The organism is Gudongella oleilytica (genome assembly GCF_004101785.1).
GTDB classification, from domain to species: domain Bacteria; phylum Bacillota; class Clostridia; order Tissierellales; family Tissierellaceae; genus Gudongella; species Gudongella oleilytica.
The window spans coordinates 900,202-920,978 of sequence record NZ_CP035130.1; the positions used below are offsets into that span (position 1 = coordinate 900,202).

Annotated in this window: 17 protein-coding genes and 1 riboswitch; all 17 genes read left to right on the plus strand. The window is 49.3% G+C overall.

The window, feature by feature from the left end:
• Positions 1-154 precede the first annotated feature (154 nt).
• Positions 155-242, plus strand: a riboswitch (cyclic di-GMP riboswitch).
• A 430-nt stretch (positions 243-672) separates the two neighbouring features.
• The 17 genes from EC328_RS04100 (at position 673) to EC328_RS04190 (ending at position 20,777) form a co-directional block, all read left to right on the plus strand.
• On the plus strand, positions 673-1,161 hold the full coding sequence (locus tag EC328_RS04100; protein WP_128425621.1) for a chemotaxis protein CheW: 489 nt from the start codon (positions 673-675) through the stop codon (positions 1,159-1,161).
• Between the two features lie 19 nt (positions 1,162-1,180).
• Positions 1,181-3,778, plus strand: a complete 2,598-nt coding sequence (locus EC328_RS04105) for a PAS domain S-box protein (protein ID WP_128425622.1) — start codon at positions 1,181-1,183, stop codon at positions 3,776-3,778.
• Positions 3,756-5,501, plus strand: a complete 1,746-nt coding sequence (locus EC328_RS04110) for a methyl-accepting chemotaxis protein (RefSeq protein WP_128425623.1) — start codon at positions 3,756-3,758, stop codon at positions 5,499-5,501. The genes EC328_RS04105 and EC328_RS04110 overlap by 23 nt, the downstream gene beginning before the upstream one ends.
• 44 nt (positions 5,502-5,545) lie before the next feature.
• Positions 5,546-7,597 carry a GGDEF domain-containing response regulator gene (locus EC328_RS04115; protein ID WP_128425624.1) on the plus strand — a complete coding sequence of 684 codons (2,052 nt, stop codon included), beginning with the start codon at positions 5,546-5,548 and terminating at the stop codon, positions 7,595-7,597.
• A gap of 167 nt (positions 7,598-7,764) precedes the next feature.
• Positions 7,765-8,292: a hypothetical protein gene (locus EC328_RS04120; protein WP_128425625.1), complete on the plus strand. Its 528-nt coding sequence runs from the start codon at positions 7,765-7,767 to the stop codon at positions 8,290-8,292.
• 387 nt (positions 8,293-8,679) lie between these two features.
• Entirely contained in the window at positions 8,680-9,615 is a 936-nt protein-coding gene (locus tag EC328_RS04130) for a DNA adenine methylase (RefSeq protein WP_128425627.1), read from the plus strand.
• Positions 9,616-9,679: 64 nt separating this feature from the next.
• Positions 9,680-10,099 carry an AbrB/MazE/SpoVT family DNA-binding domain-containing protein gene (locus EC328_RS04135; protein WP_128425628.1) on the plus strand — a complete coding sequence of 140 codons (420 nt, stop codon included), beginning with the start codon at positions 9,680-9,682 and terminating at the stop codon, positions 10,097-10,099.
• Complete coding sequence (locus EC328_RS04140; protein WP_024832216.1) at positions 10,092-10,379, plus strand: hypothetical protein; 288 nt, start codon at positions 10,092-10,094, stop codon at positions 10,377-10,379. The genes EC328_RS04135 and EC328_RS04140 overlap by 8 nt, the downstream gene beginning before the upstream one ends.
• A 94-nt stretch (positions 10,380-10,473) precedes the next feature.
• Positions 10,474-14,523: an S-layer homology domain-containing protein gene (locus EC328_RS04145; RefSeq protein WP_128425629.1), complete on the plus strand. Its 4,050-nt coding sequence runs from the start codon at positions 10,474-10,476 to the stop codon at positions 14,521-14,523.
• A 34-nt stretch (positions 14,524-14,557) separates the two neighbouring features.
• The gene (locus EC328_RS04150; protein WP_128425630.1) at positions 14,558-15,118 is read left to right on the plus strand and encodes a YodL domain-containing protein; all 561 of its coding nucleotides are present in this window, start codon (positions 14,558-14,560) and stop codon (positions 15,116-15,118) included.
• 302 nt (positions 15,119-15,420) lie between these two features.
• A complete protein-coding gene (locus EC328_RS04160; RefSeq protein ID WP_128425632.1) occupies positions 15,421-15,879 on the plus strand; it encodes a hypothetical protein in 459 nt (152 codons plus the stop codon).
• A gap of 112 nt (positions 15,880-15,991) precedes the next feature.
• Complete coding sequence (locus EC328_RS04165) at positions 15,992-16,225, plus strand: DUF6133 family protein (protein WP_206363915.1); 234 nt, start codon at positions 15,992-15,994, stop codon at positions 16,223-16,225.
• Positions 16,215-16,658 carry a prepilin peptidase gene (locus EC328_RS04170; RefSeq protein WP_128425633.1) on the plus strand — a complete coding sequence of 148 codons (444 nt, stop codon included), beginning with the start codon at positions 16,215-16,217 and terminating at the stop codon, positions 16,656-16,658. Before EC328_RS04165 ends, EC328_RS04170 begins: the two co-directional genes overlap by 11 nt.
• The gene (cpaB, locus tag EC328_RS04175) at positions 16,655-17,479 is read left to right on the plus strand and encodes a Flp pilus assembly protein CpaB (protein WP_128425634.1); all 825 of its coding nucleotides are present in this window, start codon (positions 16,655-16,657) and stop codon (positions 17,477-17,479) included. The genes EC328_RS04170 and cpaB overlap by 4 nt, the downstream gene beginning before the upstream one ends.
• Positions 17,480-18,295, plus strand: coding sequence for an AAA family ATPase (locus tag EC328_RS04180; RefSeq protein ID WP_128425635.1), 816 nt, complete (start codon positions 17,480-17,482; stop codon positions 18,293-18,295).
• Positions 18,292-19,851, plus strand: a complete 1,560-nt coding sequence (locus EC328_RS04185; protein ID WP_128425636.1) for an ATPase, T2SS/T4P/T4SS family — start codon at positions 18,292-18,294, stop codon at positions 19,849-19,851. The genes EC328_RS04180 and EC328_RS04185 overlap by 4 nt, the downstream gene beginning before the upstream one ends.
• Positions 19,848-20,777 carry a type II secretion system F family protein gene (locus EC328_RS04190; protein ID WP_128425637.1) on the plus strand — a complete coding sequence of 310 codons (930 nt, stop codon included), beginning with the start codon at positions 19,848-19,850 and terminating at the stop codon, positions 20,775-20,777. The genes EC328_RS04185 and EC328_RS04190 overlap by 4 nt, the downstream gene beginning before the upstream one ends.

Genomic DNA, 20,777 nt, shown 5'->3' on the forward strand with positions numbered 1-20,777 from the left:
ATGAAGGCAACTTCTCAAAGATTAAATGATTGAAAAAGTGGCGTGTCGACAAGAAATATAGAGAAAAACAAATAAACCCGTTGAAAAAGAAAAAAAAAATAGTATAATATTACCATATAACTATGTTGCGGTTACAACAACATAGTTTACATAGACATTACAATGGCAAACTTGCCGAAAGGCAGGGACGCAAAGCCAAGGGCCTAAGGAACAAGATAATTCTATGGCAGCCGGTTGCATGAAAGTCTCTATGCGATTAGTGCACGGGGGCTTTTTGTGTATGAAGATGGCTTGGTTAGAAACTAAAGTGAAAGTTTGTACTCGGACGGTGGCAAATAAGGCATTGACAGTGGATTTGGCGGAGCATAAGACCCAAAGGAGGGACTCGTTTAAAATGAAAAAGACTGAATGCATAAAAGATAGAACACATGTTCCCAACGGGGGGGGGTAATACCTGTATTTATATCCAAAATATGGAGATATGCTGTTTTATTTGCATTGACAAGCATTAATTATGAAGCTAATCAAGGTCTGTTTTCATTAGCTGGAAAAATATGTAATGTTCAGCTGTGTAAAATAGGCCTTTTGATTTTTGCTTAAATAAATTAAAAAAGTCTGCTGGTCGAAATGAGTACACAGAAAAACTAAAAAACATAGAGAGGGGGAAAAGAAATGGCGGAGAAACAATATGTTGTTTTTGTACTGGGCAGCGAATACTATGGCCTTGACATTTTAAGCATCCAGGAAATTACAAGATATGAAGCGCCTACAAGAATACCCAATATGTCTTCATACATGCAAGGCATAATAAATCTGCGGGGGAACATCATCCCTGTAATCGACCTCAGAAGAAAATTTAACCTGGGAAACAGTGAGGTTACAGGTGAAAGCAGGATTATTGTCCTAAATCTTTCTGAGCAAAAAGCCGGGCTTTTGGTTGATGCCGTATCCCAGGTAACAAAAATCGGTGATGACCAGATAGAACCGCCGCAAATGACAACTGTTGAACACAAATACATAGCCGGTTTAGCCAAAAAGGGAGAAGAAATCATTATCCTTTTGGAACCTGCCGCCATTCTGGCGGAAGAACAAGAAGTAAAGGCGGGGAAATTGCAGTCTGAAAACCAGGGCATGAAATTATCCGGCATAAACAACTTTTAAGCGGGGAGGGAGAAACAGTATGGAAGAAAATATTATGCGGGAAATTTTGCGCCAGGCGCCCTTTGGCTATGCTTACCACAAACTGGTTTTAAGCGCAGAAGGGATTCCGGAAGACTATATTTTTCTTGATGTCAACCCTGCTTTTGAAGAAATGACCGGGCTAAAAAAAGAAAAGATCTTGGGGGAAAAAGTGACGGAAGTCATACCTGGCATCAAAGAAGATTCTTTTGACTGGATAAAATTTTACGGCCAAATCGCCTTAAATGGCGGAAGGGAAGAATTTACCCAATACTCCGGGCCGCTTGGGAGATGGTACAAAGTAACCGCTTTTTCCTGGGAGCAAGGTTATTTTGCAACCTATATTCAAGAAATCACCGCAGAAATGGAAAAGATAAAAATCCTGGAAAAACAGCAGAAAACCATTGGCGAACTCACCCTGGAAATGGAAAAAGTTTTTAACGGAACCCATGATGCGATCTTTCTCATCAAGGCCGAAAACGGAGAATTCAGGTACCTGCGCAATAACTCTGCTCATCAGGAATTGACCGGCATTTCTCTGGACATACTCAGAGACAAAACGCCGGTTGAACTTTTAGGCGCGGAATTAGGAAAAGTCATTGAAGCCAACTACCGGAAATGTCTGGAAAGCGGGGAGACAATAACTTATGAGGAAACCCTGAATCTTCCAGCAGGAGAAAGAGTTTGGCTCACCAGTCTTACGCCGGTTATCGAAAAGGATAGAGTCAAATACATTGTCGGCTCCAGCAAGGACATAACGTTACAGAAGAAAGCAGAAAAGGAAAGAGAAGAGTTGTTACATCGCCTGCAGGCCATGTTCAACGGACATACCGCCGTCATGCTTCTGAACGAGCCAATATCCGGCAGAATCGTTGACGCCAACCCCGCCGCTTGCACATTTTACGGTTATACCAGGGAAGAACTCTTAAACATGCACATTCAGGACATCAATATGCTGCCCAAAGAGGAAGTTGCAAAACGGCGGCTCATGGCCTTACAAAAAAAGCAGAGGCATTTTGTTTTCCCTCATCGGTTGAAGAACGGGGAAGTAAGGATGATTGATGTTTATTCCTGCCCTATAACATATAACGAGGAAAATTTACTTTTTTCCATCATTTTCGATGTCACTGACAGAGAAAAGTACAAAAAAGAACTATACATAGAAAAAGAACTATTTAGAACTACCCTCCTTTCCATTGGTGACGGAGTGGTTACTACTGACCTGGCAGGTAATATAACGGTCATGAATCAGGTTGCCCAAGAAATAACGGGCTATAGTGAAGAGGAAGTCAAAGGCCGTCCCTTTGCCCAGGTTTTCCGGCTGATCAGCGAAGAAACAGGGAAAAAAGCTGAAGATCCCGTGGAAAAAGTCCTGCAAACCGGGAAAATCGTTGGGCTAGCCAACCACACCGCTTTAATCACCAAAGACGGCCGGCGGGTACCAATCGCCGACAGCGCTGCTCCCATCAAAGACGAACAGGGCCAAACTTTTGGGGTAGTCATGGTCTTTAGGGACGTCACCCAGGAAAAAGACTGGCAGGAAAAAATCCTCTACCTTAGCTACCACGATACCTTGACTGGCTTATACAACCGGCGCTTTATGGAAGAAGAATTGAAAAGACAGGAGCTAAACGGCAAATTGCCAGTGGCTGTCATCATGGCTGATGTCAATGGACTGAAGCTGGCCAACGATGTCTTCGGACACGCCGAAGGGGACAAGCTCCTTAAGAAAGCTGCTGAAGCCATCAAAAAATGCTGCCGCAAAGAAGACTTGGTCTCCCGTTGGGGCGGGGACGAATTTTTGATAGTCTTGCCTCAAACCTCAGCCCAAACTGCGGAAGAAATAACAAAAAGAATAAAGACTGCCACCCAGGCCTATGAGACTGAACACCTCCGCCTAAGCCTAGCCTTGGGCTGTGCCACCAAAGAAACAGCAGGCGAAAAACTGGAGGAATTGGTCAAAGAGGCTGAGGAGAGGATGTACCGCCAAAAGCTGAACGAGGGCAAAAGTTTCCGCCACAGCATTGTCAACACTCTTTTAGCTACTCTTTACGCCAAAAGTTCGGAAACAGAGGAGCACGCCGGGCGCTTAAAAGATTTTTGTTTAAGGAGCGGCTCCCTGCTTAAACTGACTTCCAAGGAAATGGACGAACTTTCCCTGCTGGCAGTTTTGCACGATATTGGCAAAGTAGGGATCCGGGAAGAAATCTTGAAAAAACCAGGGTCTTTGACGGAACTTGAGTGGGAGGAGATGAAAAAACACCCGGAGATAGGCTGCCGGATAGCGCAGAACACCCCTGAGCTGGGACCGATTGCGGAATACATCCTGTGCCACCATGAGCGCTGGGACGGCCAAGGCTATCCCCAGGGGCTGAAAGGAGAAGAAATACCCTTACTATGCCGGATACTGGCGGTAGCCGACGCCTATGACGCCATGACCAGCGACCGAACATACCGTAAAGCATTGAGCAGGGAGGAAGCGATTGAGGAGATAAAAAGGAATGCAGGGACCCAGTTTGATCCCCAGATAGTGGAAATGTTTTTAGAAAGCATTAAAAGCATCAATAAAAAAGGAGATGAAAGAAATGGGGTTTATTAACAACCTGAAAACGAAAACCAAACTATTGCTGTCTTTTGCCGTTATCCTGGTCATCACGGCGGTTATCGGAGTCAACGGCCTTCTGACCGCCAATCAGATCCAAAGCAACCTGGATGAGCTTTATAAAAACCGTTTACTTCCCAACATGCTGCTTGGAAAAATGCAGGTGAACCAGGAAAAAGCATCCCAGGAGATGCTCAGGATTCTCTGGAAGACACAAGCCCTGCAAGACCCGGCTGTCATTAAAACTTCCGAAGAAGCTTTAAAGAAGGTGATTGAGGAAAATGACCGCCTGCTCAAAGAATACGAAGGAGGAGCCTTGTCGCCAGAAGAAAAAGCCCTCCTGGACAAGCTGAAAACTGTCAACTCCAGCTATCGCGCAGCCAGGCAGGAGATTATAGATGCGGTCAAGGCCGGCAACTTCAGCCAGGCAGTCCAGCTTAACGACCAGAAAGCGAAGCCTTTGCGGGAAGAAACTTCCAACATTTTAGCCCAAATGAAAGAACTGAACAATAAAATAGCCTCCGACTTGATGGTTGCTGCTCATGCCGATTTTGCCAAGGCCAGGAACATTGCTTTGATCATGCTGGGGATTGCTCTCCTGGCAGGTTTAGGTTTTTCCCTGCTTATGGGCAGCATTATCGCCAATCCTGTCAAAGCCGCGGTGGAACATGCCCGCCTTATGGCCGGCGGCGACTTCACCATGGAAGTGCCGGAAAGCTTCCTGCGGCGTAAGGATGAAATGGGACAGCTGGCTCAGGCTTTTGCCGAGATGAACTCAAAAATACGAGCTCTGTTAAAAGAAGTGGCTGCCTCTGTGGCTGAGACCAGCGCAGCCAGCCAGGAACTCTCCGCCACAGTGGAAGAAGTGAGCGCCCAGGGGCAGAACGTCAATGCCTCGGTGGAACAGATTGCCGCCGGGATGGAAGAGACCAGCGCTTCCGTAGAGGAAGTTACCTCCTCCAGCACGGAAATAAAACATGGGGCTGAACAGCTTAAAGCAAGGGCAGGCGAAGCCAAAGCCAACGTCGCAGAAATCGAAAAAAGAGCCGAAGAAATGAAAGAAACGGCTAAAGCCTCCAAACAAACTGCTCAAAGCATTTACAATGCTAAGCAGCAGGAAATCAAGAAAGCCATAGACGAAGCAAAAATTGTTGAAGAAATTGCCAGAATGACTGATGTAATCTCGGAAATAGCCGGCCAGACCAATCTCTTGGCCCTTAATGCCGCCATTGAAGCTGCTAGGGCGGGCGAGCAGGGCCGGGGCTTCGCCGTGGTGGCGGAAGAAGTCAGGAAACTCGCCGAACATTCGGCCCAGACGGCAGGGAGCATCCAGCAGGTAATTCAACAAGTTAAAACTGCTGTGGACAAGCTAACCGCCAATGCCGGGGAAATCCTGAAATTCATCGACGACAAAGTGGCGCCGGACTATGATATGCTGGAAAAAACCGGTGAGCAGTATGCACAGGACGCGCGGTTTGTCAAAGCACTGACCGAAGAATTTGCTGCTGCGGCTTCCCAGATTGCTGCGTCCATCGGCGAAGTTAATACCGCCATCGAAGGAGTGGCGGCAGCCATAGAAGAAGCCACCGCTTCTTCCCAGGAAATCAGCAACAGTGCTACAGAAATGGCAAAAGCCCTGGAAGGGGTGGCCAGAACTGCCCAGTCCCAGGCCGAGATGGCGGAGAAGCTGAGTGCACTGGTAGCGAGATTTAAAGTATAATGTTCTATGCAAATGAGTGCTGAAATAATTACAGGTGGTAAAAGATGGAGATAAATATAGTTTCCAATAAGAAGAAAATACTGCTGGTGGAAGACAGCCGCTTGACTGCCCTAATTGCAGTGAAGTCATTGCAAAGTAGCGGCTATGATGTGGAAACCGCTGCTACGGGGGAGGAAGCAGTGCAAAAGGCAAGCGGCGCTTCCCCACCGGACCTGGTCCTTATGGACATCGAATTGGCGGGGAAAATGGACGGAATTGAGGCGGCCCGCAGGATCCTTAAAACCCGGGATATTCCAGTTGTATTTCTTACCGCCAACACCTCCGGGGAAATCTTAGAAAAAATAAAAGAGGTCAAGGCTTACGGGTTTGTGCTAAAAGGCATAGACAAAGCTGCCATGCTCTCCACAATAGAAATGGCCATTAAACTGCATGAAGCCAATAGTCATGCCGGGATGTTTGAGCGGCTTTTCGAAAAATCCTTGGATGAGCTCTATATTTTCCACCCGGAGTCCTTAAAATTTGTTGCTGTCAACCGGGCCGCCCGGAATAACCTGGGATATACAAGCGAAGAACTGAAGACCATGACCCCTCTAGACCTCAAACCGGAATTTAATCTGGAGAGTTTCCGGAAACTACTTCAACCACTCCTCAGCGGGGAACAGGAGCAGCTCTCTTTTACCACAATACACCGCCGCAAGGACGGCACACACTACCCTGTGGAAATAAGTTTGCAGCTTACCGATTACAGGGGAGAAAAATTTTGTCTGACGTTGGTAGTTGACCTGACTGAACGCAGAAAAATGGAAGATGAACTGAAGGAAAGGGAAGAGATCTTAAGCGCCATTACAGGTACAGCCCGGGATGCCATCGTCCTGCTTGACAGCCAGGGAAACGTCATGTTTTGGAACCGGGCAGCGGAAAAGCTCTTTGGCTATTCCCGGGAAGAAATCATGGGCAAAGATTTGCACCGGCTGGTGGTGCCTGATGAGCGCCTTTATAAGGTTCATCGTAAGGCTTTCCGGCGCTTTCAGTCGACAGGACAGGGAAATGCCATAGGGAAAACAATTGAGCTGAAAGCCAAACGCAAAGACGGGCGGGAAATTGATGTAGAGCTTTCCCTGTCTGCTTTGAAGTTCAGGAATGGCTGGCATGCGGTGGGAATTGTGCGCGACATACGCGAACGCAAGTGGCAGGAGGAAGAAAACAGGCGCCGAGAAGAACGGCTCCGCATGATGCTGGAAGGCATACCCAGCCCGGCCTGGCTGGTATCAAGGGAGCGCCGCATTCTGGCGCAGAATAAAGCAGCGAAATCACTATTGGGGACAAAAATCGGAGATTATTGCTGGAAAGGCATCCATGGCGGGGAATACCTGACGGATAAATACAGGGAGTTATTTAAAAAGAAAGGCTTGCTATTACCCGGCGCCAAATGCTATTTCTGCCGCGGAGACGAAGCCTTGGACAAAAATGAACCCATAAACAGCGAAGTGGAGCTGGCAGGCAATATCTGGGATACCTGGTGGATCCCTTTGGGAGAAGACATATATCTTCATTATGCCACAGATGTCACTAAATATAAAAAGATGGAAGAGGAGCTCCGCCATTTATCTGTTGTAGATGTTTTGACAAACGCCTATAACCGCCGCTATTTTACGCAAAAACTGGAGGAAGAAATAGAGCGGGCGCGGCGCACTGACGGCAAGTTTTCTCTTGTAATGCTGGATATAGACCGTTTTAAGCGCATTAACGACAACTTTGGCCATAACGCCGGTGATTTAGTCCTAAAAAGCATGACAGAAATGATTAAGAACAGGATACGCAAAATAGATACCCTGGCCCGCTGGGGCGGGGAGGAATTTGTCATACTCCTGCCGGATACAACTGTAAATAATGCGGCCCGTTTGGCGGAGGAACTGCGGGAAAGTCTAAGCCAAATGGATATACCTGGTGTAGGCAGGGTCACTGCCAGCTTCGGGGTTGCCGGCTACTGTCCGGGGGACAATGTTGACTCATTGGTGAATAAGGCAGACAACATGATGTATGAGGCCAAAGCTGCCGGCAGGAATTGTGTGCGGTATATGAATGAGTGTGAATAGGGTGAAGTATGACGATTATAGGACAAACTACTAATGGTTCATTAATGCTATAAATATTTAATCAGAGAACTTTACCGTTATTGCGGTGGCATTTTAGAAATAAGATGCTGCCGTTTTTTTATGCCCTTTTTTAGGGTGAAAAACCACAAACGATTGGAGGAAATCAAATGTCAAACATCAAGCAAACCCTCAAGTTTTTTAGTCCCCTATCGATTACAGCATACCCTTCTCATGAATACGGTGGGTGCGGCGCGGGCGATCTGCCTGAAGAATTATCTCCATCAGAGGCGGTACAGTATATGGATGAAATCCTTGCCGCCATAGAAAAAGAAAAGTTATCAGGCGAAGGTGATCGTGGTCTGATGGTTTACTTCTACGATGACCAGGAGCTGTCTGAAAAAATCTACAGCCTCCATCCGACAGTTGAAGAATGGAACGGCAAGCTGTGGGGCGTGATGGTGGCAGAGGTTTATGGTGAGTTGACCGAAGCTGAAACAGCCAAGCTGCTTGACTTTGCCGTTGGTCAAATGTCTGACGGCTGGGGCGAGGGGTTTGAGCAGCGTCCCATTAAAACGAATGACGGTGAAATTTTCGTCAGCTTCTGGAACAGTGAGGACTTTTTTATCAAGCCGGAACAGGAGCTGAAGCAGGGAGCTGAACAAAACTTCAACGAACAGACGATGGGAGGAATGTAGCATATCTCTACAATGAAAACACCGGTAAATACGAATATGTGGAAGATGAGCCGGATGAAATTCCTAAGATTGGCGGTGTGTAGAAATGCATGCCACTATTTTTTTATGAAAGGCAAACGAGCATGAGGCGCTACCTTACGAGGCAGCGTCTTTTTTTGTTGCCGGAAAGGAGCTGAACTATGAACACAGACACGAAAACACAGGAGAAAAAAACCGGCAGCGATCCTGCGCCACCAAGAAAAATTCACACCGTACCCTTGCCAAAAGACACCGAGCGCTGCAAAGGCTGTCCCTATCCTGGTGTCGGCTTTATCTGCTGGAGTACAGACGGGAGCTGTATGCGGACCGATATGGACAGGATCAGCAGGCCAAGGAGGTGATGACTGATTGAACAGCATTATCAGCTGGGTCGGCGGCAAAAAGGCCCTGCGCGAACTTATTTATCAGCGGATGCCCAAAGATTATGGAAGATACATTGAGGTCTTTGGCGGCGGCGGTTGGGTACTCTTCGGCAGGAAACCGGATGCAAGCATGGAGGTCTATAATGACTACAACGCCGACCTTGCCAACCTGTTCCGCTGCGTCAAGGAGCGTCCTCTTGCCCTGCTCAAGGAGTTGAATTTCCTGCCCCTAAACGGCAGGGACGAATTCAACGTCCTCAAAAAATATCTTGAAAAGGAGGAATTCACCAGCGAATACCTGCGGGAGGAATTGGAACTGGCGGAGAACTGTCTGTCCCCGCCACAGTTTGAGGAAATCAAAGCGATTCTCATTGAAAACGCGACCATGTCGGACGTAAAACGCGCCGCCGCCTTCTTCAAGCTGATCCGCTACAGCTACGGCAGCGGCTGCACCTCATATAGCTGCCAGCCCTTTGATATCCGGAAAACCTTCCACCTTATATGGTCGGGAAGCCGCAGGCTTAAGGATACGGTCATCGAGAATAAAGACTTTGAGGCGTTGATCCTTCAATACGACAGGGACAACGCCTTTTTTTATTGCGACCCGCCGTACTACCAGACCGAGGGGCATTACGAGGTGGAATTTAAAAAGGAGGATCATGTGCGACTGCGGGATACGCTGAAACAATGTAAGGGCAAATGGCTGGTGTCATATAACGACTGCGAATATATCCGAGAGCTGTATAAGGGCTACTACATCGAAGCCGTCACCCGCATTAATAACCTCGCACAGCGATATGAGGGAGGCTGCGAATACCCGGAGGTGCTCATTTCCAACTACGACACCGCGGAGCGGCTGCGGGATGCCCCAATGCAAATAGGGCTGTTTGATTTGGCAGACGGCTTTTACAACACGGAATAGCGACTTAAAAAGACCATGCGAAATATAAATGCTCCAATTATGGGCAATAAGGAGGAACCCAAATATGAAAATGATTGAAATCCAAAGTGCCGTGGACAGACACGGGCAGCTTACCATTCCCGCGCCTCTCCTGCGCGATATGGGGCTTGCGGCCGGAGACACGGTGAAGCTTGCCTACATTAGCAACGCCCCCGATTCTATCCGCAATACCTTTAAGGAATTTGTCATCACTCCTGATGGCATTACCGCCCTCGCAGAAGATGAGGAAAGCGAACTCACCCTGCCCCATGACCTGCTGGAGGCGGCTGGGATTCCCTTGGACAGCGACCTGGAGATCGTCTGCGCCAGGGGCACGGTCGTCATTTTGCAGGCCGATCTGCTGGACAGCCTTCCCGATGAACTGCGCCAGCTGTTTGATGACCTGGGCATCAATCCCGAAACCGTTCGGGAAGTCATGAGAAACGGAGGTGTTTATGATGAGTAACAGCAAGCCTGTCTACAAGGTAATGGACGAAAAAGGCCGCATTCTGATCCCTAAGCAGCTTCGCGCCGCCACCGGGATGAATCACGGCGACATTATAAAGCTTACCGTGCAAAAGGGTATTGTTGCTGCCAAAAAGGTTGACATCATTGAAGTGGGGGATCAGTCCCCGCAAGCGGTGGAGGCTTATGTGTTCTCTGCCGTAAAGACGATGGAAAAGCAAACCCTCCTCTCCCTAGCGGCGCAGCTTATTGCCCTCATCGAAGAAATTACCAGGGAGTAAAGATTATTCAAGTATGGAACGGAGCCAAGGTCTAAAGCGATGACCCAGGCTCTTTGAATATCCATAAAAAATAAACAGAAAGGATTGAGAACCTTTGAAACAGAAAAGCAAAAAAATTTGGCTCATGGTCCTTGTCCTGTCCTTCCTGCTTTGCGGCAGCGTCTATGCTGGAACGCTACTTTTTCCCGACATCGCAGGGCATTGGGCGGAACAGACCATCATCAGACTCGTGGAAAAGGGTGTGATTAAGGGCTACCCTGACGGAACGATCAGGCCGGACGACACCATTACAAGAGGCGAGTTCGCCGCCCTGCTGGTCAGGAATCTGGAGCTTGATACAACAGAGGCAGAGAAAGAGCCGCCCACCTTTGACGATATTGACGGTCACTGGTCGGAGAAAAAAATCGAGGCCCTCGTAGACAGGGGCATCCTTGATCCGGCAGATTATGACGGCAGCCTGAAGCCCGATGAACCGATTACCCGCATTGAAATCATCAAGATGTTAGTGCGTGCAATCGGCAAAGGCGAGGCTGCAAAGCAGTTCAGTGGAAATACCGGTTTTAAGGACGATGAGGCAATCAACAACTTCGACAAGGGATATGTCAGTATTGCCAAGGAGGACGATTTAATCAGCGGCTATCCTGACGGAAACATTCGTCAGGACGGTGGAACCACCAGAGGCGAAGCCTTTGAACTGATTGATAATCTGAACGAAGCAAAGGACAAACCGGATAAGGAGAAACCACCCGCCGACATCACCGACAGTACGGGTAACAACACGGGCGGGAATTCAAGCGGCAGTTCAGGCGGCGGCTCTGCCAGCCACCCAAAGGCACAGGTGGTTTTTGATCTTCCCGCTGCTGCGCATACCGATACGAGTATCACCATAGCGCCTGACCTGAAATACGCCAAGACACTTACATGGTCGCTTGCCAAAGAAACCGCAACCGGTGAGCTGCAACCCATTGACCTTGGAAAAGCGGTAGACGGCTCCCTGGGCAAAGAGGGCGGCACAATTGTATTTAAAGAAAGCGGCAGCTACACCTTGACCGCCACCGCTGTAAACTACGGCGGCAGAGAAACCTCCTGTTCAAAAAGCATCACGGTCTATCCGGTGATAAACGCAGGCTTTGAGCTGCCGGAGTACACCCATACGGACAGGACAGTCACCATTAAAGCAACCGCTTCCGGGCTTGGAAGCCTTGACATTGTATGGTCGGTAGTCAAAGACGGCGAGGCTGCAGCATGGGATACCGTCATTGACGGCAGCCTCGGAAGCGATGGCGGTACGATTGCCTTCAAGGAAAAGGGCAGCTATGACATCGCCGCCACTATCACCGATGCCACAGGCAGAATCTTCGCTCACTGCGAGGCTGTCGCCGTTTACCCAGTAGCGGGCGTGGCGTTTGAGCTTCCCGAAACAGCGCATACCGATACGACCATCGATCTTGTCACTACCTTGACGGAAATGGACGGGCTGACTGCCGGTTGGAGCCTGACCCGTAATGGTGAAGCAGTTTCCATCCGTGAATATGTGGAGGGTGAACTGTCAAACAGCGGCGGCACAGTCCGTTTTAAGGAAAAAGGTGTGTACGCCTTGACCGCCAGGGTTACCGACAAAACAGGCAGAGTCTTTGAAACCACGGCAACAACCACGGTTTACCCTGTAGGATCAGTTGGTTTCTATCTGCCGGAAATCACCCATACGGATATCTTTGTTGCCGTTGAAGCCAACTTTCAAAATATTGACACGGCTATGGCAGTGTGGACCCTGACCAAGGACGGAAAGCCGGTTGCACTAAGTGAGGCGATCCAAGGCGAGCTGACCAATGATGGCGGTTCCATCCGCTTTATTTCCAAAGGTGAATATGTACTGAAAGCATCCTTTACGGATGGAGCAGGCAGAACCTACAGCTATACCTCGGCGGTGACGGTCTATCCCGTCCCAAGTTTTTCATTCAGCCTGCCTGCCACGGCGCATACCGATACCGCCATCCCTGTCACAACAACCGCAGAGGAAATGGATGCTTTAACCGTTGAGTGGATGGTAGACAATACCTATGGTTTTCAGGATTGGTCGACTTATGTAGATGGCAAGCTGAATAACAACGGCGGCACCATTCGCTTTAAACACGCCGGAGTTTACGAGCTGGTGGCGAGGGTGGCCGATGCCACAGGCCGGGTGTTCCTCTTTGAGTATGGAAATAAGACTGAGGTGTATCCTGTGCTTGACATCCGGTTCGAGCTGCCGGAGGCAACCTACACGGACAGAACCATCGACCTTAGAACAACAGGAAACATCGGCGTCCTGCCTATTGAATGGAGCGTTACCAAAGAGGGCAAAGCGGTAAAGCTGGCGGAATATGTGGAAGGTTCGCTCAACGCCCAGGGAGGAAAAATTCGTTTTACTGAGGAAGGCGAATATGTGCTGACTGCCTCCATGACCGATGCCCTCGGCAGAACTTTTTCATACAGCAGCGCCGTCAGCGTGCACCCGATTCCGGAAATACAGCTTACACTGCCGCAGGTTTCCTATGCGGGTGAACCTGTCTCCGTCGCTATCAGCGGAAACCATCTTGACAACCTTAATACCGCTTGGAGTATTTCAGCAAATGGCGGTGATGCCGCACCCTATACCGACTATGCCAGCGGCAGTCTTTCCGGTGAGGGCGGTACCATCACCTTTGTGGAAAAAGGGAGCTATACGCTGACTGTTACCATGACAGACGCTCTTGGCAGAACTTTTTCTGACAGCAGCGCCATTACCATATACCCGATACCGGAAATGCTGATTACCCTGCCGCCGCTTTCTTACGGTGGGGAAACCATTCCTGTCGCAGTCAGCGGAAGAGATCTTGATGATCTTAATATCACTTGGAGCATTTCGGTAAACGGCGGCGCTGCCGTGCCCTATACCGATTATGCCAGCGGCACATTGTCAAACAGCGGCGGCGAGATAAGCATCAGTACGGACAAGACCATTGCCGTAAAGATTATTGCGGCCGCAACGGATAAGAACAACCGCAGCTTTACTTTTACGTCTGATACAGTTGCCGTAAAGCCGATAGCACAGTGTTCCTTTACGCTCCCATCATCCGTTCATGCAGGTACGGCCTTTCAGGTGTCCATGCGAAATGTGTCTGGCTTGGAGGGTAAGAGCATTGTTTGGTCGCTTTCCAAGGATGGCAATGCCGCAAGCTTTACAGGAAGCCTCACAAACAGTGGCGGCAGCATTGTCATAAATACTACAGGAACCTATACCTTGACTGCCAGCGTCACCGATGATGCAGGCAGGGTGTTCACCCATTCTGGGAGCATAGCAGTCGCCAATGCCGCACCCAACGCGCCGACCGCCAGTGCAACGGTGACAAGGACCGTTAAGGATCATAAATTCCTTGTGAACTTTACAGTTTCCGCCAGCGATCCCGATGGAGATGCAGTCACCTATGAATATACAGGTCACAGTGCGGACGGTTACTATGCTGTCGGCTCCCACACCGTAAAGGTCAGAGCAAAGGATGCTTACGGTGCGTATTCCGATTGGACGGATATCAACTTTACCGTTGCCAATTCAGCGCCAAGTACCCCGATTATCACCAGAACGCCAAACGGCAACAGTGTTCCTCCAAACACGCCCGTCAACATCACGGCATCGTCCACCGACCCGGATGGAGACGCCATCACCTACGTGTGGGAGGGCAGACCGGCTCAAACATCCACATATCCGTTAGGCAAAAATACTGTCCGTGTGAAAGCGGTGGACGCCGCCGGGGCAGAATCCCCCTGGACGGCCATCGTATTCTTTGTGGCCGATTCCACCAATGGCGGCGGTATGACCCTGACTGGTCCCGAATCCGTTATTCTGGAAAATGGCATTGAAGGAGCAACCATCACTGAGTACACCTTCACGGTTCCTCCAGTCAGCGGCCACAGCGGAAGCGACTATGGCCGGGTGCGGGGATATAACGTACTGACTGGCGTGTGGGATCAGCTGGATTATCAGACCACAACCAATGGTATCACCTTCAGCAGAACGCTGGCTCCTGGCATCTATAGCAAATTAGAATTTTACTATTACACCAACCACAACTGCATGTACAACAAGTCAAATATCACCTATTCGGTCAAGTACTACTTCGAATAGCCTGAATGGTATGCAAATCAAAGGAGGGATCAGAATGAACGGCATCAGCATCAAAAAAGACCGCATCCTCTTTTACGGCAATACCGCAGGGTATGTGGATGGCGGCAAGGCGGTGGTCGATCCTATATTTCATTGTGAGGAATTAAAGGATTATCTTACAGTGAAGAAAGGGCTTACCGTGCAATGGACAGACGGCGTGTACGACCGGCTGGCAAACAGCAAGCCTGATATGGACGGCAACGCGCCGATTCTGAAAGCCTGCCGCATCCACCAGCTCAAGCCGGAAGTGGATGTCATGATGAAATTCATCGGCTATGATGAGCTGCTGGAGCGGTTTGGCGAGCCGAATCCGGAAAACTACCGCGTGGTGTATGACGGACAGCTGGAAACCAACGATCTTGATGCCATCTATGAGAAATTCAACTTAAACCACCCGCCCGATTACCAAGGACACTCCCTGTCCATGTCGGACATTATTGAGCTTTATGACGACAGCGGCAGCACCTTTTACTATGTAGACCGCTTTGGCTTCAAGGAGATTGATTTTCAAGCACCGGCACTGAAGCAGTCAAGTACACAAGACATGAGCCTATAACTCCAATAACAGCCGGGCGGCTGTTTTTTTGTCACCAAAATTAATATCAAGAGGTGATTATTATAGTCATAGAAAAAATCATAAAATTTCAGGCCAACACAGGACTGCCGGAAAACTATTCTATACGTGATGGGTTTTTATTCAAAGGGGACACGCCTGTATCCCTTGCAACTTCGGGTATTGTTGAGTCTGCAGTTAAGGGATTTCTTCATGTAGATGAAACAGAGGAATACAAAACAAAATAAAAATTCACAGGGAGTATCCAAACACCGGAATAAACCGCCGGTGTTTTTTTATTTCCTGTGCCGGAGGTGGTAGCTACGGAGGAATTAAAGCTTGACCTGATTAGGGTTGTATGCGATCCCAATCCTCTTTTTAAGTACCAATTGATTTACAGGGATGGAAATGCTACAGGCATGGTGGGGGTATACAGCTATGATGAAGAATGGTACTACCTGTACAAACAGGACACTGAAAGGTATAAGGTAAAAAGGCGCAAGGATCTCGAAGGAATTGAGCCAGCTTTTACCTATAAGCAGCAGCGGAAAAGTCGCGTTGACCAACCAGATAATCAAAAAACCCTTAATAGTAGAAAAGCAAAAGTCGCAGAGATTGGAGATGAAAACATGGCAATTGAAGTAGTCACGGAAAACACTGCTGCACAGGCGCTGGATATGAACCGGAACCAGGCACTTACTCAGGATAATCCCTCTTCTGAGTTGCCAGAGCAGACCTCCGGCATGCAGATGGGTGGTATGTAAGCCCAATTTTGTGTCGAAAGTTAACACTGCACAAATTAACACGATTGAAAAGCCCTGAAATCACCGAAAAAGCAGGGAATCAATAAAAAATTAAATTTATGGAGGTTAGAACATGATGAGAAAATTTGCGACCAGAATAATGAATAAGATTACCGGAAAGATACTTATGACAAAGGCTATCCTGAGATCACAGTGCGGTGAAAATTTTGTGGATACGGCAATCAAAATTTTAATGGCTGTGGTCATCGGCGGACTCGTGCTGGCCGGACTCTATACCCTGTTTGGCGAAACGGTATTGCCGACCTTAAAGGAGCGCATCCAGGAGATGTTCAATTATGCAGGCTAATCTGCCGCTCTTTATGCAGGGCGGCATTTTTATTGCCCTGCTTTTGGCGGCATCTGTCATCGATATCAAAAAGAGGATTATCCCCGACACTATCTGCCTGTTTATCGCTTTCACCGGACTGATCTGCTTCGAGCCGGTGAAGCTGTTCGGCGTACTGGCAGCCATGCCGCTCCTGCTTGCCGCTCTTGTTTGGGGCGGCCTTGGGGGCGGGGACATCAAGCTGATGGCGGCATCGGGTATTGTCCTCGGTTTCATAGGAAGCATTGCGGCCATGGTCATTGGACTTACCGCCATGCTTCTTTTTTATGTTTTCCATGCCATAGTCCAAAGACTGCGCGGGAGGGAATGCCTAAAAGCATACCCTCTTGCACCTTTTCTATCCATCGGCTGTATCGTTATATATTTCATGAATACAGGAGGAATCACCCTATGAGCTTTCTAAAAAACAGAACCGTACTCGGTGTCATCTGCATTGTGCTGTCGCTTTTGATTTGCTTTGTGGTAGCGCCGCTTTTTAACTCCAGTATCTCCCAAAAAACGGACATTGTCCGTGTCATCAAGGATATCAAAGCCGGAGATCAGATCACCAGGGAGATGCTGAAAACTGTGGAGGTCGGCAGCTACAACCTGCCGAAAAACGTAGTCAAAGATGTGGATACGGCTATCGGAAAATACGCTGCGGCTGACATGGCTGCGGGCGACTACATCTTAAGCTCCAAGCTCACCGATGTGCCTGCGGCAGAAAACGCCTATCTTTACCACCTCGATGGGGAAAAGCAGGCCATCTCCGTGACGCTCAAAAATTTCGCCACCGGTCTGTCCGGCAAGCTGATCACTGGCGACATCGTATCAGTCATCGCTCCCGACTACAAAAAGCGAGGCACGACCGTCATCCCTGCAGAGCTTAAGTATGTGGAGGTTATCGCCGTTACAGCCAACACCGGCTATGATACTGACACCGGCGGACAGCGGGGGAATGAGGATGAAAAGCAGCTCCCAAGCACCGTCACTCTTCTGGCATCGCCGGAGCAATCGAAAATCCTTGCCGAGCTGGAGGCGGACGGCAAGCTGCACCTGTCCCTCGTGTACCGGGGCAGCAAGGAGAATGCCGCCAAGTTTATTGAGGCACAGGACAAGGTAATCGAGGAATTGTATCCCTCCGCCAAGGTGCAAACAGGAGAAGAAAAAACAGAGTCAACCGGGGCAGAGAATACCGGAAATATAAAACCTGACACGCCAAAGGAGGGAGAATAAATGCTTAATTTTATCAAAGGCAGCATTTTCTCCCGAAACACCGGTGGTGAGGCACAGGCCGCGGAAGCGGAAAAGGATGTTAAGGTGCTGGCCGTGTGGGGCAGCCCCGGGTCGGGGAAAACCACCGTCAGCGTCAAGCTGGCCAAGTATTTAGCCGATAAAAAGCGCAATGTAGTGCTGCTTTTATGTGACATGACCGCGCCCATGCTGCCCTGCATCTGTTCGCCCTCTGACCTTGAATGGGAACGGTCGCTGGGCAGTATTCTGGCTGCGACCCATGTGACGGATACCCTGATCAAACAGAACTGCATCACCCATAAGAAAATCAGCTATTTAACCCTAATCGGCATGCTCAAGGGAGAGAATGTGTTCACTTACCCGCCCTATAACGCGGAGCTTGCCACAGAATTGCTCGATCATCTGCGGGATATTGCGCCATACGTTATCATCGACTGCAGCAGCTATATCGCCAACGACATCCTCTCCGCTGTTGCCCTCATGGAAGCGGACTCGGTACTGCGTCTGGTCAATTGCGATCTCAAATCAATCAGCTACCTTTCATCCCAGCTCCCGCTCTTAAAAGACAACAAATGGGATGCGGATAAGCAGTACAAGGTGGTAAGCAATGTAAAGACAAATCAAGCCAGCGAACATATTGAACAGGTGCTGGGCAATGTGGTGTTCAAGATACCTCATTCCGATGAGCTGGAGAACCAGTTTCTAGCCGGGGATTTGTTCCGGGACCTGGCGCTCAAGGACAGCCGGGGCTTCCGCAAGGAGATTGAAAAAATTTCAAAGGAGGTCTTTGGCATATGAAAAGCAAAAAACGTAAGCAAAGAACCCTTGAAAAGTTCCAGGTAAGAAGTGCAGAAGTGCTTGCGGTAGAATCGCCGCAAACTATCCGGCCTATGAATGCAGCCCATAACCATAGCCTGTTTTTTGCGCCAAATAACAACCCCAAGGATTTTGGCGCTGTTTTGCGCGAAGTGCAGGAGTATATCTCCAGCAAGTATTCCACCCTCATTCTCAATGGGGGAAAAGATGAGGTTAAAACACAGGTCAAGCGGTACATCAGCAAGTACTTGATGGATTGCCGCATCGCCGTAAAGGGGATGACCGACCAGCAGCTCGTTGATGCCCTCTATACCGAAATGGCCGAGTTCTCATTTCTCACTAAATACATCTTCGGCGCAGGGATTGAGGAAATTGACATCAACGCCTGGAATGACATTGAGGTCCAGTACAGCAATGGCACTACAGTCAAGCTTGACGAACACTTTGACTCTCCCGAACACGCCATCAACGTAATCCGCCGTATGCTCCATGTGTCAGGCATGGTGCTGGACAATGCCAGTCCCGCTATCTTGGGACATTTGAGCAAAAATATCCGCATCGCCGTGCTGAAAACACCCCTCGTGGACGAGGATGTAGGTGTGGCGGCCTCCATCCGTATTGTGAATCCGCAGAACATGGAGAAAGCTGACTTTGTAAAGGGCGGCACAGCAACTGATGAGATGCTGGACTTCCTTGCGGAATGCCTTCGGTACGGCATTTCGGTGTGTGTGGCTGGCGCGACCAGCTCCGGCAAGACTACGGTGGCCGGCTGGCTGCTGACCACCATTCCGGACAACAAGCGTATCTTTACGATTGAAAACGGCTCCCGTGAGCTGGCACTGGTGCGAAAAAAGGACGGCAAGGTGGTCAACAGTGTTATCCATACCTTGACACGCTCCAGTGATAACGAGAAGCAGAACATTGATCAGGATATGCTCCTGGATATGGCGCTGCGCTTCAATCCGGAGGTCATCTGCGTGGGCGAGATGCGCTCTGCAGAAGCATACACCGCCCAGGAATCCGCCCGTACCGGCCACACGGTGCTGACCACCATCCACTCCAATTCCTGTGAAGCCACATGGCGCAGGATGGCCACGTTGTGCAAACGGAAATACGATATTGCGGACGATACCCTCATGTCCCTTGTGACCGAGGCGTTTCCGATTGTTGTGTTCACCAAGCAGCTGGAGAACAAGCAGCGCAAGATCATGGAAATCATGGAGTGTGAAATCCTGCCTGATGGCACACGCAACTTCCGCACCTTATACCGGTTCCACATCACGGAGAGCCGCATGGAAGGCGACCGTTTCATCATAAGCGGCAGCCATCGGCAGGAGAATACCATCTCCAAGAGCCTGCAAAAGCGCTTCCTGGAAAACGGCATGCCGCAGGAGACACTGAAGAAAATTACGAAAGGGCAGGATGAGCTGGCACAGAACCTTTCTGCTGCACCCATTTTGCGTACCGAGATATTGCACAACAGCAGCTCATCCTCCAGCGAATTAAATGAGAAAAAAGAGGAAGTGATTGAAAAATGACTTTTATTCAGCTCATCGCCTGCATCGGCATGATTGCCGGTGCTTTTATCTTGCTTGGAATCTCGCCTATAGCGTTTACGGACGACCTGTTTGGCTTTTTGATCAAAAGGCCCAAAAGCATCAAGGATGAAATCAACGAGGCCACCAAGCGCAAGCGCCCTTCCTTCCTCCGCAGGGAGATTATAGAAGCGCAGGAAATTCTCGCGCTGACCGGACGAAGCAGCCGCTTCTCCCTGATCTGTGCTTGTTCGCTCTTGTTGTCCGCTATAGGCGTAAGTATTGCCATTCTGCTGCAGAATGTGTTCCTCGTCCCTGTCCTTGCGCTGGGCCTGATGTTCCTGCCGTTTTGGTATATCAAGCTGACTGTCACCCATTACAAAAAGAATATTGCTGCAGAGTTGGAAACCGCGCTGTCCATCATCACCACGGCCTACCTGCGAAACGAGGACATTGTGACCGCCGTGGAGGAAAATATGCAATACTTAAACCCGCCGGTGCGCAATGTATTTGCCGGGTTTCTGACCCAGGTGAGGCTCATCAACCCCGATGTGGATGCGGCGCTGAAAACTATGAAGACCAAGATTGACAACGAAGTGTTCCGCGAGTGGTGTGATGCCATTGCCGCCTGCCAGTATGACCGGAGCCTCAAGACAACGCTGACCCCCATTGTCAGCAAGCTCTCGGATATGCGAATCGTCAACGCGGAGTTGGAATATCTCGTGTTCGAGCCTCGCAAGGAATTCATTATCATGGCGCTCCTTGTCATGGGCAACATCCCCCTGATGTATTTCCTCAATAAGTCGTGGTACGACACGTTAATGCACACATATGTGGGGCAGCTTGTCCTCGCCATTTGTGCGGCGGCAATTTTTATTTCCACCGCCTTTGTCATTAAGCTGACTAAGCCCATTGAGTACAGGAGGTAG